Source organism: Pseudomonas sp. B21-021 (assembly GCF_024749205.1).
GTDB classification, from domain to species: domain Bacteria; phylum Pseudomonadota; class Gammaproteobacteria; order Pseudomonadales; family Pseudomonadaceae; genus Aquipseudomonas; species Aquipseudomonas paraglycinae.
Window position 1 is genome coordinate 379,774 of sequence record NZ_CP087192.1, and the last position, 12,699, is coordinate 392,472.

At 61.4% G+C, this 12,699-nt stretch carries 13 protein-coding genes; 4 read left to right on the top strand and 9 right to left on the bottom strand.

The window, feature by feature from the left end:
- Position 1: 1 nt before the first annotated feature.
- The 3 genes from LOY31_RS01710 to gpmI form a co-directional block, all read right to left on the bottom strand.
- A complete protein-coding gene (locus LOY31_RS01710; protein WP_007952532.1) occupies positions 2 to 1,321 on the bottom strand; it encodes a S41 family peptidase in 1,320 nt (439 codons plus the stop codon).
- Positions 1,322 to 1,354: 33 nt separating this feature from the next.
- Positions 1,355 to 2,641, bottom strand: a complete 1,287-nt coding sequence (locus LOY31_RS01715; RefSeq protein ID WP_085608654.1) for a murein hydrolase activator EnvC — start codon at positions 2,639 to 2,641, stop codon at positions 1,355 to 1,357.
- A 137-nt stretch (positions 2,642 to 2,778) separates the two neighbouring features.
- Positions 2,779 to 4,305, bottom strand: a complete 1,527-nt coding sequence (gene gpmI, locus LOY31_RS01720) for a 2,3-bisphosphoglycerate-independent phosphoglycerate mutase (protein WP_221533629.1) — start codon at positions 4,303 to 4,305, stop codon at positions 2,779 to 2,781.
- 152 nt (positions 4,306 to 4,457) lie between these two features.
- Between gpmI and LOY31_RS01725 the strand changes: the two genes are divergently transcribed.
- From LOY31_RS01725 to secB, 3 genes are read left to right on the top strand one after another with little or no spacing between them, the layout of a single operon-like run.
- Entirely contained in the window at positions 4,458 to 4,871 is a 414-nt protein-coding gene (locus tag LOY31_RS01725) for a rhodanese-like domain-containing protein (protein ID WP_007952524.1), read from the top strand.
- 1 nt (position 4,872) lies between these two features.
- Positions 4,873 to 5,127 (top strand): glutaredoxin 3, encoded by a 255-nt coding sequence (gene grxC, locus LOY31_RS01730; RefSeq protein ID WP_102687867.1) that lies wholly within the window; start codon positions 4,873 to 4,875, stop codon positions 5,125 to 5,127.
- Positions 5,128 to 5,184: 57 nt separating this feature from the next.
- Positions 5,185 to 5,670 (top strand): protein-export chaperone SecB, encoded by a 486-nt coding sequence (gene secB, locus LOY31_RS01735; RefSeq protein ID WP_007909233.1) that lies wholly within the window; start codon positions 5,185 to 5,187, stop codon positions 5,668 to 5,670.
- Positions 5,671 to 5,734: 64 nt separating this feature from the next.
- Here the strand turns inward: secB and LOY31_RS01740 are convergent, their stop codons facing one another.
- A complete protein-coding gene (locus LOY31_RS01740; protein ID WP_007952520.1) occupies positions 5,735 to 6,190 on the bottom strand; it encodes a tRNA (cytidine(34)-2'-O)-methyltransferase in 456 nt (151 codons plus the stop codon).
- Here LOY31_RS01740 and LOY31_RS01745 point away from each other — a divergent pair.
- Positions 6,189 to 6,629, top strand: a complete 441-nt coding sequence (locus LOY31_RS01745) for a hypothetical protein (protein WP_085608656.1) — start codon at positions 6,189 to 6,191, stop codon at positions 6,627 to 6,629. The genes LOY31_RS01740 and LOY31_RS01745 overlap by 2 nt on opposite strands.
- A 409-nt stretch (positions 6,630 to 7,038) precedes the next feature.
- Here LOY31_RS01745 and ntrC read toward each other — a convergent pair whose 3' ends face one another.
- From ntrC to glnA, 5 genes are all read right to left on the bottom strand, one after another.
- Complete coding sequence (gene ntrC / locus LOY31_RS01750) at positions 7,039 to 8,475, bottom strand: nitrogen regulation protein NR(I) (protein ID WP_007952518.1); 1,437 nt, start codon at positions 8,473 to 8,475, stop codon at positions 7,039 to 7,041.
- On the bottom strand, positions 8,472 to 9,557 hold the full coding sequence (gene glnL, locus LOY31_RS01755; RefSeq protein WP_085608657.1) for a nitrogen regulation protein NR(II): 1,086 nt from the start codon (positions 9,555 to 9,557) through the stop codon (positions 8,472 to 8,474). The genes ntrC and glnL overlap by 4 nt, the downstream gene beginning before the upstream one ends.
- A 230-nt stretch (positions 9,558 to 9,787) precedes the next feature.
- On the bottom strand, positions 9,788 to 10,411 hold the full coding sequence (locus tag LOY31_RS01760) for a DUF4124 domain-containing protein (RefSeq protein WP_221533630.1): 624 nt from the start codon (positions 10,409 to 10,411) through the stop codon (positions 9,788 to 9,790).
- Complete coding sequence (locus LOY31_RS01765; RefSeq protein ID WP_085608659.1) at positions 10,408 to 10,917, bottom strand: DUF4124 domain-containing protein; 510 nt, start codon at positions 10,915 to 10,917, stop codon at positions 10,408 to 10,410. Before LOY31_RS01765 ends, LOY31_RS01760 begins: the two co-directional genes overlap by 4 nt.
- A gap of 285 nt (positions 10,918 to 11,202) precedes the next feature.
- Positions 11,203 to 12,609, bottom strand: coding sequence for a glutamate--ammonia ligase (gene glnA / locus LOY31_RS01770; RefSeq protein WP_011332032.1), 1,407 nt, complete (start codon positions 12,607 to 12,609; stop codon positions 11,203 to 11,205).
- Positions 12,610 to 12,699 lie beyond the last annotated feature (90 nt).

Consider the following 12,699-nt stretch of genomic DNA (forward strand, 5'->3'; position numbering starts at 1 on the left):
CTCAGCGGCCGGACGTGATGCTCAGGCCTTTGAGCAGGCTCAGGGCCTGGGCCAGCTGGTAATCGTCATCCTGCGGCATCGCCTTGGCCTTGCCGCCGGAACCGGTCGGTTTGTCCGCGCCGCCGTTGCCGTTGCCCAGGTGGCCTTGCAGATCGGCTTCCTTGAAGTAGTCGTTGTCCGCCTCGTTGGTGATCTTGGCACGGCGTACTTCGATGTCCGGAACGATGCCCTGGGCCTGGATCGAGCGGCCGTTCGGCGTGAAGTACAAAGCGGTGGTGATCTTCAGTGCGCGGTCGTTGTTCAGCGGCAGCACGGTCTGCACCGAGCCCTTGCCGAAACTGGTGGTGCCCATGACCACGGCGCGTTTCTGGTCCTGCAAGGCGCCGGCGACGATTTCCGAGGCCGAGGCACTGCCACCGTTGATCAGCACAACCATTGGCACCGCTTCGCTCTCGTCCTTGCCGGTGGCGGAGAAGCGCAGTTCGGAATTGGCGATCCGGCCCTTGGTGTAGACGATCAAGCCTTTGGTGATGAAGTGGTCGACCACTTCCACCGCCGCCTGCAATACGCCGCCCGGGTTGTTGCGCAGGTCGAGGATGATGCCGTTGAGCTTCTTGCCGTTGTCCTTGCGCAGCTTGGCCAGGGCCTTGGAGACCTCTTCGCCGGTCTTGACCTGGAACTGGGTGATGCGGATCAGGCCATAACCCGATTCCAGCAGTTGCGCCTTGACGCTCTTCACCTGAATCACGGCGCGAGCGAGGGTTACGTCGAACGGCGTACCACCGTCACGCACCAGGGTCAGGGTGATCTTCTGGCCGATCTTGCCGCGCATCTTGTCCACGGCTTCGGTCATGGTCTGGCCACGGGTCGGCGCGCCGTTGATCTTGACGATGAAGTCGCCGGCCTGGATGCCGGCCTTCGATGCTGGCGTATCGTCGATCGGCGACACGACCTTGATGAAGCCGTCTTCGGCGCCGACTTCGATGCCCAGGCCGCCGAATTCACCGCTGGTGCTTTCCTGCAACTCGGTGAAGTCTTCAGGGCCGAGGTAGGCGGAGTGTGGATCGAGGTTGCTGAGCATGCCCTTGATCGCGTTTTCCAGCAGGGTCTTGTCGTCCACCGGCTCGACATAGGCCGCCTTGATCCGGTCCATGACCTCGGCAAAGGTGCGCAGCTCTTCCAGCGGCAACGGTGCCTTGCTGGTGGCGGCAGTACCTGCCGGAGCGACAGCCGGGGCCGGTTGAGCGGCAAACGCCAGAGGCGCGCCGATCACCAGGGCGATCGTCAGGGCCAGCGAGGTAAGACGGGACAAATGCAGCATGTCGAACGAACTCCTAATATCGGTAACTCACGCCTATCCTTGCGCGCGGCACCATTGCGCCGGATCACTCGGGTGACCCTGCTGACGAATTGCGAAATACAGCGCTGGTGTGTCCTGGCCACCACTGTTACCCACAGTGGAGATGGACTCACCGGCTTTTACCACGTCACCTGCCGACTTCAGTAGCGTCTGGTTGTGACCGTAAAGACTCAGAAAACCGTTGCCGTGATCGAGGATCACCAGCAGCCCGGCACCACGCAGCCAGTCGGCAAACACCACGCGCCCGCCGTGTACGGCATGCACCTGGCTGCCGGCGGAGGCGCTGATCATCACGCCGTCCCACTTGGTACGGGCATCGTCACCACGGGTTTCACCGAAGCGTGCCAGCAGTCGACCATCAACCGGCCATGGAAGTTTTCCCCGACTTGAAGCAAAAGGGCCACCGAAGGTCTCGCCGCCGCTGGACACCAGGGCGCCGGGAGTCGATCTGACCGGTTTGCGTGGGGCGTCGGTGTTTTCCGCCTCGGCCTCACGCAAGCGCTTTTTTTCGGCTTCCTGCTGGGCGATGAGCGCTTTCTGTCGCGCTTCTTCTGCCTCACGAGCCTGGCGGGCCAGGGTTTCTTCAATGGTTTTAAGGACTTTAGACAGGTCTGCCTGATCCTGCTCGCGGGCGGCCAGTTTCTGGTCCCGGGCTTTCACGTCGTCATTGAGTTTGGCAAGGGCCTGCTGGCGTTCCTTGCGGACCTTGTCGAGCGCTTCACGCTGAGTTTCGAGATCGCTTTGCTGCACCAGCAATTGCGCCTGCTGCAAGCCGATGTCCTTCTCGACATTGGCCAGTTGACGCAGGGTTTCGTTGAAGCTTTTCAACTGCTCCAGGCGAGCCTGGCTCAGGTAGTCGTAATAGGTGAGGGTGCGGGCGAATTTCTCGGGATTCTGCTGGTTGAGCAGCAGCTTGAGGTATTCCTGGCGACCGTTCTGGTAGGCGGCGCGGGCCTGGATGGCGATCAGTCGCTGCTGTTCAGTGCGCGCGCTCTGGAGTTTTTTTTTCTCCGCATCGAGCCGCTGCAGCTCGGATTCGCTCTTCTTCAGCTCTTTCTGCAGGGCTTCGACCTGTTTCTCGAGCTTGCCCATCTCGGTTTCGGTGCCCTTGAGCTCCTTTTGCACGCCGGATTTTTCTTCCTGGAGCTTGCCCAGCAGTTTTTTCAGCTCGGCAATGTCCTGGCGCGTGGCGTCCAGTTGCTGTTGGGTTTGCGCGCGCTCATCCGCGAAGGCCGGTTGGAGCAGGCATGTCAGAGCGAGGGCGATCAGGACGCGAAGCATAGAGGCGGGCGGCACCAGGGTAAGGGACGGCCTAGTATGCCCGCCCGACGCGGCAAAAAAAAACGCCTCAAAGCCAACTGCTTTGAGGCGTTCGTCATAAAAAGCCGTTTCAGGCTGATTACAGGGCGTTTTTGATATCAGACCAGAATCGAAGTGCCAGTCATTTCCGCCGGTTTTTCCAGACCCAGCAGTTTCAGCATGGTCGGCGCCACGTCCGCCAGTACGCCGCCTTCGCGGACTTTCAGGTCGCGCTTGCCGACATAAATGAACGGCACCGGCTCGGTGGTATGCGCGGTGTGCGCTTGCCCGGTGGATTCGTCGGCCATCTGCTCGACGTTGCCGTGGTCGGCGGTGATCAACGCTTCGCCGCCGACTTTTTCCAGGGCCTCGACGATACGACCCACGCAGGTGTCCAGGCATTCCACGGCTTTCACCGCGGCTTCGAACACGCCGCTATGGCCGACCATGTCGCCGTTGGCGTAGTTGACCACGATCACGTCGTAGCGCTGGTTCTCGATGGCTTCGACGATGCGGTCGGTGACTTCCGGCGCACTCATTTCCGGCTGCAAGTCATAGGTGGCGACTTTCGGCGACGGGATCAGGATGCGCTCTTCGCCCGGGAACGGTTCTTCACGACCGCCGGAGAAGAAGAAGGTCACGTGGGCGTATTTCTCGGTTTCGGCGATGCGCAGCTGGGTCTTGCCGTTTTTCGCCAAATAGTCGCCGAGCACGTTTTCCAGGCTGCCCGGCGCGAAGGCGGCGGGGGCCGGGATGCTGGCGGCGTATTGGGTCAGGCCCACGTACTGCACTTTTGGCTGGCGTGCGCGCTCGAATTCCTTGAAGCCGTCTTCGACAAACACGCGGCTCAGCTCGCGGGCACGGTCGGCGCGGAAGTTCATGAACACCACGGCGTCGCCATCTTCGACTTTCACCGGCTCACCGATGCTGGTGGCTTTGACGAATTCGTCGCTCTCGCCACGGGCGTAAGCGGCCTCCAGACCTTCCTGGGCGGTGGCGGCGTTGAATTCGCCGTTGCCATCAACGATCAGGTTGTAGGCCTGGGACACTCGGTCCCAACGGTTGTCACGATCCATGGCGAAGTAGCGGCCGATCAGGCTGGCGATGCGGCCCTTGCCGAGCGCCTGGAAGGTCGCGTCGAGCAGTTCGATCGACGAGGCGGCGCTTTTCGGCGGGGTGTCACGGCCGTCGAGGAAGGCGTGCAAGTAGATCTTTTCGGCGCCGCGCTTGAAGGCCAGTTCGGCCATGGCGATCAGGTGATCCTGGTGGCTGTGCACGCCGCCATCCGACAGCAGGCCCATGAAATGCACGGCCTTGCCGGCGGCCACGGCCTTGTCCACGGCGTCGCAGATGGTCGGGTTCTCGAAGAACTCGCCGTCGCGGATCGCTTTGGTCACGCGCGTGAAGTCCTGATACACCACGCGCCCGGCGCCGAGGTTCATGTGGCCGACTTCGGAGTTGCCCATCTGGCCGTCCGGCAGGCCGACGTCCATGCCGCTGCCCGAGATCAAGCCGTTCGGCACGGTGGCCCACAGGCGATCCAGCACAGGCTTTTTGGCCGCATAGACGGCGTTGGATTCGGGGCTGTCGCTGTGACCGAAGCCGTCGAGAATCATCAGGACCAAAGGTTTAGGCGTGGTAGTCATGGAATCCACTCGTGGCTAATAAGAAGAGGGCGATGGAAAAGGGAGTTGGAGTTTAAAGCGAAGTTCCGGCGGCGTCACCGCCGGACGGGGTTTGGCCGACCATAGTGGCTGTGTATACTGGCCGACATTTTAACGCCCTGGAACCTCCTTCGATGGTTGCTCACCTGATTGAATTTGCCACTAACCACTACATTCTTGTCGGTATCTTCGTCGTACTGCTGGCTTTGCTGCTGGCGCATACGGTGCAGGGCGGCGGTAAAAGCCTGAGCACGGGCGAGCTGACCGCACTGGTCAACAAGGAAGCCGGCGTGGTGGTGGATATCCGTCCGAGCAAGGACTACGCCGCCGGTCACATCGTTGGCGCGGTGAACATTCCCCAGGACAAACTGGCCGCCCGTATCGGCGAGCTGGAAAAACACAAGGCCAAGACCATCATTCTGGTCGACGCCCTGGGCCAGACCGCCGGCACCCACGCCCGCGAGCTGATGAAAGCCGGCTTCACTGCCGCCAAGCTGTCCGGCGGGATTTCCAGCTGGAAAGGCGACAACCTGCCGTTGGTGAAGTGACATGAGCGATGTCATCGTCTACTCCAGCGATTACTGCCCTTACTGCTCGCGCGCCAAGTACCTGCTCGCGAACAAAGGCGTGGCCTTCGAAGAGATCAAGGTCGATGGCAAGCCGCAGGTGCGCGCCGCCATGGCCCAGAAGGCCGGACGCACGTCCGTGCCGCAGATCTGGATCGGCGACACCCACGTCGGCGGATGTGATGATTTGTTTGCCCTGGAGCGCGCCGGCAAGCTCGACGCGCTGCTCAAGGCCTGAACTGCTGCACCTGCAAACCAAGAACCCTAAAAGACCCAAGATCAGAAAGGATCTGAGATGACTGACCAACAGAACACTGCAGCCAGCGAAGAAGAAACCGCACCGCAATTCTCCTTGCAGCGCATCTACGTACGCGACCTGTCCTTCGAAGCCCCGAAAAGCCCGGCGATCTTCCGCCAGCAGTGGGATCCGGCGGTCGCTCTGGATCTGAACACCCGCCAGAAAGCCCTGGAAGGTGATTTCTACGAAGTCGTGCTGACCCTGTCCGTGACCGTGAAAAACGGTGAAGAAGTGGCCTTCATCGCTGAAGTGCAACAGGCCGGCATCTTCCTGATAAAGAACCTGGACGCGGCTTCGATGAGCCACACCCTGGGTGCGTTCTGTCCGAACATCCTGTTCCCGTACGCTCGCGAAACCCTGGACAGCCTGGTGACCCGCGGTTCGTTCCCGGCCCTGATGCTGGCCCCGGTGAACTTCGACGCCCTGTACGCGCAAGAGCTGCAGCGCATGCAGGAGTCCGGCGAGACCCCGACCGTTCAGTAAGCGGTCGATCGCCCAAGAAAAAAGCGCCGTTACAGGCGCTTTTTTCTTGGGCGATCGAGTGGCATTACTTGAAGTCGTTCTGCCGCCACGCTTCGTACACGGCGACTGCCACAGTATTGGACAAGTTCAGGCTGCGGCAGCCTTCGCGCATCGGCAGGCGCAGGCGCTGTTCGCCGGGCAGGGCGTCGAGCACTTCCGGCGGCAGGCCACGGCTTTCCGGGCCGAAGATGAACGCATCCCCCGGGACGAACGCGGCATCGTGAAACGGCCGCGAACCCTTGGTGGTGAAGGCGAACAGCCGTGGATGACCGAGGCTTTCCAGGCAGCTGGCGAGGTCGGCATGGCGCTGCAAAGTGGCATACTCGTGGTAGTCGAGACCGGCGCGGCGCAGGCGTTTGTCGTCCATCTCGAAACCCAGCGGTTCGATCAAATGCAGGTGGCAGCCGCTGTTGGCGCACAGCCTGATAACGTTGCCGGTGTTCGGCGGAATTTCCGGTTGAAAAAGGATGACGTGAAACATGCACGGCTCCGAAGGTAAAGATGACGCGCATTCTACGCCGCAAGCGGATCCGCGTTCGAAACTATTCCCGCGGGTGATGGCATCGCTGGCGATCGTCGGTGTGATGGTCGGGATGATGATCGGCCGTTTGACCACGCCTGACCCAACCGTCTTGCAGCAGGTCGAGGTGATCGATGGCGGTCTGGCGGTCTGGTTCAACAACGAGCCGAAGCTGCACGGCGAGATCGTCGATGGCAGCCTCGCGTTGCTGTTCGAGGCTGAAGGCAAGGCGCAGAAAGGTCAGCTCAAGTTCAACGGCAAGGACGTGAACTGGCGGACGCGGCTGAGTGACGGGGGATTGTTACTGACGCTGGTGGCGGCGCGGCCGCTGCAAGGCGACTGGGTTGGCCAGGCGGTCGATGACCGCTGGCGGCTGGAGATCCATCTCCGGGAGCAATAAAAGAGGGAATCCCCGGCCTGCCTGTACCAAGGTTCCCGAAACGGGCGGGCTCATCGCATCGCGTTCTGAGCCGGTGTAAAGAAGGAACCCCTGACCTGCCTGTATCAAGGGCCCCAAAAGGGTGGACTCGATGAGTCCGGTGTAAAGAGGGGAATCCCCGGCCTGCCTGTACCAAGGCCCCCGAAAGGGTGGGTGAATCGAATCACCTGATGGAGTTATTGCAGGGGGCGTGCCAGTTTTTCTCGTTTTGAAACAAAAAGCCCGACACAACGACGAAGGCCCCGTAATACGGGGCCTTCGTCTTTTTACAGGTTGGGATTTTCAGCGGTTTACAGTGCAAGCCTGGGCCAATGACCGTGCCCGATTAAGGGTCACGGTGCCTTGCGGCGGTGCAGGTTGGCGCTGAATCTCAGCCTTCATCGCCCTCATCGTCATCCCCGCCATCGACCTTCATGCCGAGTTCCTTGATCTTGCGGGTCAAGGTGTTGCGGCCCCAGCCCAGCAGGACCGCAGCGTCACGACGACGTCCGGCGGTGTGCTTCAACGCGGTCTCGATCATGATCCGCTCGAACGCCGGCACCGCGCTGTCGAGCAGGCTCGACTGACCGCGCGCCAAGGCTTGATCGGCCCACTGGCGCAGTGCCTGTTCCCAGTTAGTCACTGGCGCCGAGTCCTGCGGCAGGCTCAGCAGTTCCGGCGGCAGGTCGCTGATGTGCACCTCGCGCCCGGACGCCATCACGGTGATCCAGCGGCAGGTGTTTTCCAGTTGGCGCACGTTGCCCGGCCACGGCAGGTTCTTCAGGTATTCCTCGGTCTCGCTTTTCAGCAGCTTCGGCTCCACCGCCAGTTCTTGCGCGGCGCGGCTGAGGAAGTGCTTGGCCAGGGTCGGGATGTCTTCGCGACGGTCCGACAGACGCGGGATGTGGATGCGGATCACGTTGAGGCGGTGGAACAAGTCCTCACGGAATTTCCCGGCGTGAACCAGGGTTTCCAGATTCTGGTGCGTCGCGGCGATGATCCGCACATCGACCTTGACCGGCACATGCCCGCCGACGCGATAAAACTCGCCATCGGCCAGCACCCGCAGCAGTCGGGTCTGGGTGTCCGCCGGCATGTCGCCGATTTCATCGAGGAAAAGCGTGCCGCCATCGGCCTGTTCGAAACGGCCGCGACGCAGGTTGGCCGCGCCGGTGAACGCGCCTTTCTCGTGGCCGAACAGCTCGGATTCCATCAGGTCTTTTGGGATCGCCGCCATGTTCAGCGCGATGAACGGCGAAGCCGCTCTTGGGCTGTGGCGGTGCAGGGCGTGGGCCACCAGTTCTTTGCCGGTGCCGGATTCGCCGTTGATCAGCACGGTGATGTTGGAGTGGCTCAAGCGCCCGATGGCACGAAACACTTCCTGCATCGCCGGCGCTTCGCCGATGATTTCCGGGGTGCGGGTCAGGGTCGGTGCGACTTCCAGGCCCTGTTGTTCCTGGGCGTGCTGATTGGCGCGCTTGACCAGCGACACCGCTTCGTCGACATCGAACGGCTTGGGCAGGTATTCGAACGCGCCGCCCTGATAGGAGGCGACAGCGCTGTCCAGATCGGAGTGAGCGGTCATGATGATCACGGGCAGCCGCGGGTGCTGCTCGCGGATCCGCGCCAACAGGTCCAAGCCGCTGGCACCGGGCATGCGGATATCGGAGATGATCACGTCCGGCTGCTGGCGCGCGAGGCGGCTCATCACGCCATCGGCACTGTCGAAGCTCTGGGTGGTCATGCCTTCCTGTTGCAGGGCTTTTTCGAGAACCCAACGGATAGAACGGTCGTCATCGACGATCCACACGGTTTCACTACGGCTCATGTCGATGTGGCTCCTTGTTCCAGTGGCAGAAAGATCGAAAACGTGGTGTGGCCGGGGTGGCTGTCACACTCGATCAGGCCCTGGTGCTGGCTGATGATGTTCTGGGTGATGGCCAGGCCCAGCCCGGTACCGTCCGGACGGCCGCTGACCATGGGAAAGAAGATGGTTTCCTGGAGTTCCGCCGGGATGCCCGGGCCGTTGTCGATGATCTCGATCTTGGTCACCAGACGATGGCGGACGTGGCCGATGGTGAACTGGCGCATAGCGCGGGTGCGCAGGCTGATGCGGCCCAGGCGCAGCTCGTTCTGGCTGCTGATGGCCTGCATCGCGTTGCGCACGATGTTCAACACCGCCTGAATCATTTGTTCGCGGTCGATCAGAACGTCGGGAATGCTCGGGTCGTAATCGCGCACCAGCGTGATGCAGCCCTGGCTTTCGGCCTCGACCAGGTGGCAGACACGCTCCAGCACTTCGTGGACATTGCACAGGGCCAGCGACGGCAGTTTGTTCGAACCGAGCATGCGGTCGACCAGATTGCGCAGGCGGTCGGCCTCTTCGATGATCACGTTGGTGTAGTCGCGCAGGCTGTCTTCCGGCAGTTCCCGGGCCAGCAGTTGCGCGGCGCCACGAATGCCGCCCAGCGGATTCTTGATCTCGTGGGCCAGGCCGCGCACCAGCATCTTGCTGGTTTCCTGCTTCGACAACTGGGCCTCTTCCTTGGTGATGCGCAACAGGCGGTCACGGGGATGGACTTCCAGCAGCAGCAGAGTCGCGCCGTTGCTGAGGATCGGCGTCACCGCGTAATCCACGGTCAGGGTCTGGCCGGTGAGAGCGGTGAGCATCGCTTCGCGCTTGGTGAACGGGTGCGCCTGCTCCACCGCCTGGCGCAACGAGTTGAGCGCCTCGGTGGACTCGGTGAACAGCTCGCTGATGAACTGCCCATGGCTGCGCTGCCCGCTGATGGCCAGCAGCATCTCCGCCGCCGGGTTCATGTACTCGAGGCGCAATTCGCTGTCGAGCAGGATGGTGGCGGTGGTCAGGTTGTCGAGTAGCAAGCGATGCAGTGCGTCACTGATGGTCATGAGGACCTCTTTTGGAGCATGGCGCGCGCAGGGATACAGCGCTGATGCGAGGAAAATGCAAAAACCAAACCAAGGCTCCGAAAAGAAGCGTTCAACCCCTGAAACGGGCGTTTGACGCTCGTTTGCGTGGCAGTCAAACCGCTCTGGCGGGTACTTTCGAACCAAAATGGGTTGGAATGTGAGTACGGTGCAGCGTATTGCACCAATATAGTGCGCAAAGCTGAACGGCGTCAGAAGAAACGCAGGAAAGGATTTTTCGGTTCTGCGGGTTTGTCTTTCAATGGGCATTCCGGGCGCACGCCATAGTCGGCGCTGACGCACGGTTTGACCTGACGTTTCTGCGCCAGGGAAATGCGCTGCATGTGGAACGGCTGGCTGGCGGTTTTCTCCACGGTTCGGCCCTGAGCATCGAGGATCTCCACCGACAGGTTGTGGCTGCCGCGATCGATGTTGCTCAGCGGGAATACCGGGCTCAGGCCGGGTTCGCCGACGGCCTGGCCATCCAGCAGCAGCCGATACAGATGACCTCGTTGCAGGCCCGGCTCGCTGGTGACGCTGACGATCAGCTCGCCGGCGCTGCTGCGAATGGTCGCGTCCGGCTCGGGGATCAGCACGCGCAGCATGTCGTAGTGGAACAGCGGCGACTCTGCTGATTTTTTCGAAGGCGTGACCGGTGTAGCGGCGGTCGGATTCGAGGCCATGCGGTTGCTTGTGGCCAGCGGCACACGCTTGGCGTTGCCATGCGGTTGATCGGTGTAGACGCGATTGCCCTGTGCGTCGATGTAAGTGAACACCTCGGCCGATGCGCCAAACGCGATCAGCAACAGGCACAGGGCAATCAATCCCCGCATCATGGCTTGTGTACCCGCTGCACGGTGAACACCACCGCCGGACTCTGCTGAATGATCGCCTCGCCATTGATCACCTGCACCGCCAGCCTATGCTCGCCCCGGTCGACGTTCACCAGTTGCAGGATCGGCACATTGCTCGGCTGGCCATAAGGCGCGTCGTCCAGCAGCAGACGCAATTGATGCGGCGGTTGCAGGCGCGGCTTGATCAACACGCTGACCGTGAACGTGCCGTTGTTGGCGCGCAGGGCCTCTTCGGTGGGCACGCCGGTCAGCTCCAGCACTTCATAGGCATTTCGCGCAGGCTCGCGGCTGGTGGTGTCTGAAGAGGGCGCGCTCGGTGCCTGAGGCTGGACGCTGTTGAGCGGCGGCAACTCCACCGGCTGCGCCTGCACGCCGTCCGGCGCATGATCGCTGTACACCGTGTTGCCGCTGGCGTCGGTGTACTTGTAGATCTGCGCGGCAGAGGGCAGGGCGATCAGCAGCAGAATATAGAGAAGGGTGCGACCCATGAAATCGACCGGAAACGAAAACGATGGGTTGCAGCATAGGCCAGTCGCGGCGGTTGGCCCAACTCGCTGCACATCCAGAAATGTATTCAAGCACCACAAGTCCCTGTGGGAGCGGGCTTGCTCGCGAAAGCGGCGGATCATTGGAGGTGATGCTGACTGATACGACGCCTTCGCGAGCAAGCCCGCTCCCACTGTGTGGTGCATCGCCAACGAATTCCGGCCAATAAAAAAGGCCTCCCGAAGGAGGCCTCTTTCTGTCACGCCGCGTAGCGCGGCGCTACCGGATCAGCAGCTGTAGTACAGCTCATATTCCAGTGGGTGTACGAAGGTGCGGACCTTGATTTCTTCTTCGGATTTCAGCGCGATGTAAGCGTCGATGAAGTCGTCGGAGAACACGCCGCCCTTGGTCAGGAACGCACGGCCCTTGTCCAGCTCTTCCAGGGCTTCTTTCAGGCTGCCGCAAACTTGCGGGATCTCTTTCGCCTCTTCAGGCGGCAGGTCGTACAGGTTTTTGTCAGCTGCGTCGCCTGGGTGGATCTTGTTCTGGATACCGTCCAGACCGGCCATCAGCAGTGCTGCGAAAGCCAGGTACGGGTTGGCAGCCGGATCCGGGAAGCGGGCTTCGATACGACGGCCTTTAGGGCTGTTGACGTAAGGAATACGAATCGAGGCGGAACGGTTGCGAGCCGAGTAGGCCAGCATTACCGGCGCTTCGAAGCCTGGCACCAGACGCTTGTAGGAGTTGGTGGCCGGGTTGGTGAAGCCGTTCAGGGCCTTACCGTGCTTGATGATGCCGCCGATGAAGTACAGGGCGGTGTCGGACAGGCCGGCATAACCCTCACCTGCGAAGGTGTTCTTGCCATCTTTGGAGATGGACATGTGAACGTGCATGCCCGAACCGTTATCGCCGTACAGCGGCTTCGGCATGAAGGTCGCGGTGCGGCCGTAAGCGTCGGCAACGTTGTGCACAACGTATTTCAGGGTCTGGGTTTCGTCGGCTTTCTTCACCAGGGTGTTGAACTTGACGCCGATTTCGTTCTGGCCGGCAGTTGCCACTTCGTGGTGGTGAACTTCAACGGTCAGGCCCATTTCTTCCAGTGCGTTGCACATGGAGGTACGGATTTCGTGGTCGTGGTCGAACGGCGGGACCGGGAAGTAGCCACCTTTCACGCCTGGACGGTGGCCTTTGTTGCCGCCTTCCACGTCCTGGTCGGACATCCACGAGCCTTGCTCGGAGTAGATCTTGAACATGGAGCCGGAGATGTCGGACTTGAACTTCACTTCGTCGAAGATGAAGAACTCAGGCTCTGGACCGGCGAATACGGTGTCACCGATACCGGTGGTCTTCAGGTATTCCTCGGCGCGGCGGGCGATGGCGCGCGGGTCGCGATCGTAACCTTGCATGGTCGAAGGTTCGATGATGTCGCAGACCAGGATCAGGGTCGGCTCTTCGGTGAACGGGTCCAGAACGGCGGTTTCGTCGTCCGGCAGCAGGATCATGTCGGAGGCTTCGATGCCTTTCCAGCCAGCGATGGAGGAACCGTCGAACATCTTGCCAACTTCGAAGAAGTCGTCTTCCAGCGCATCGCGAGCCGGCATGGTCACGTGGTGCTGAGTGCCTTTGGTGTCCGTGAAGCGCAGATCAATCCACTTGACGTCATGATCTTTGATGAGTTGAACCGACTTCGACATAGTGTCCTCCGGGTGAATTAGGGCGGGTAGTGGATGCCCTTAATAGTGGTGATGCCGGCGCGAATACTCTGCCAAGGCAACCTGCCTCAC

Bases quoted from the DNA above. Each gene is read 5' to 3' on its own strand.
- secB (WP_007909233.1), top strand. From the start codon at position 5,185: ATGACTGACCAACAGAACACTGCAGCCAGCGAAGAAGAAACCGCACCG.
- grxC (WP_102687867.1), top strand. From the start codon at position 4,873: ATGAGCGATGTCATCGTCTACTCCAGCGATTACTGCCCTTACTGCTCG.
- LOY31_RS01740 (WP_007952520.1), bottom strand. From the start codon at position 6,190: ATGTTTCACGTCATCCTTTTTCAACCGGAAATTCCGCCGAACACCGGC.
- LOY31_RS01760 (WP_221533630.1), bottom strand. From the start codon at position 10,411: ATGATGCGGGGATTGATTGCCCTGTGCCTGTTGCTGATCGCGTTTGGC.
- LOY31_RS01745 (WP_085608656.1), top strand. From the start codon at position 6,189: ATGCACGGCTCCGAAGGTAAAGATGACGCGCATTCTACGCCGCAAGCG.
- gpmI (WP_221533629.1), bottom strand. From the start codon at position 4,305: ATGACTACCACGCCTAAACCTTTGGTCCTGATGATTCTCGACGGCTTC.
- glnA (WP_011332032.1), bottom strand. From the start codon at position 12,609: ATGTCGAAGTCGGTTCAACTCATCAAAGATCATGACGTCAAGTGGATT.
- LOY31_RS01710 (WP_007952532.1), bottom strand. From the start codon at position 1,321: ATGCTGCATTTGTCCCGTCTTACCTCGCTGGCCCTGACGATCGCCCTG.
- LOY31_RS01765 (WP_085608659.1), bottom strand. From the start codon at position 10,917: ATGGGTCGCACCCTTCTCTATATTCTGCTGCTGATCGCCCTGCCCTCT.
- ntrC (WP_007952518.1), bottom strand. From the start codon at position 8,475: ATGAGCCGTAGTGAAACCGTGTGGATCGTCGATGACGACCGTTCTATC.
- LOY31_RS01715 (WP_085608654.1), bottom strand. From the start codon at position 2,641: ATGCTTCGCGTCCTGATCGCCCTCGCTCTGACATGCCTGCTCCAACCG.
- LOY31_RS01725 (WP_007952524.1), top strand. From the start codon at position 4,458: ATGGTTGCTCACCTGATTGAATTTGCCACTAACCACTACATTCTTGTC.
- glnL (WP_085608657.1), bottom strand. From the start codon at position 9,557: ATGACCATCAGTGACGCACTGCATCGCTTGCTACTCGACAACCTGACC.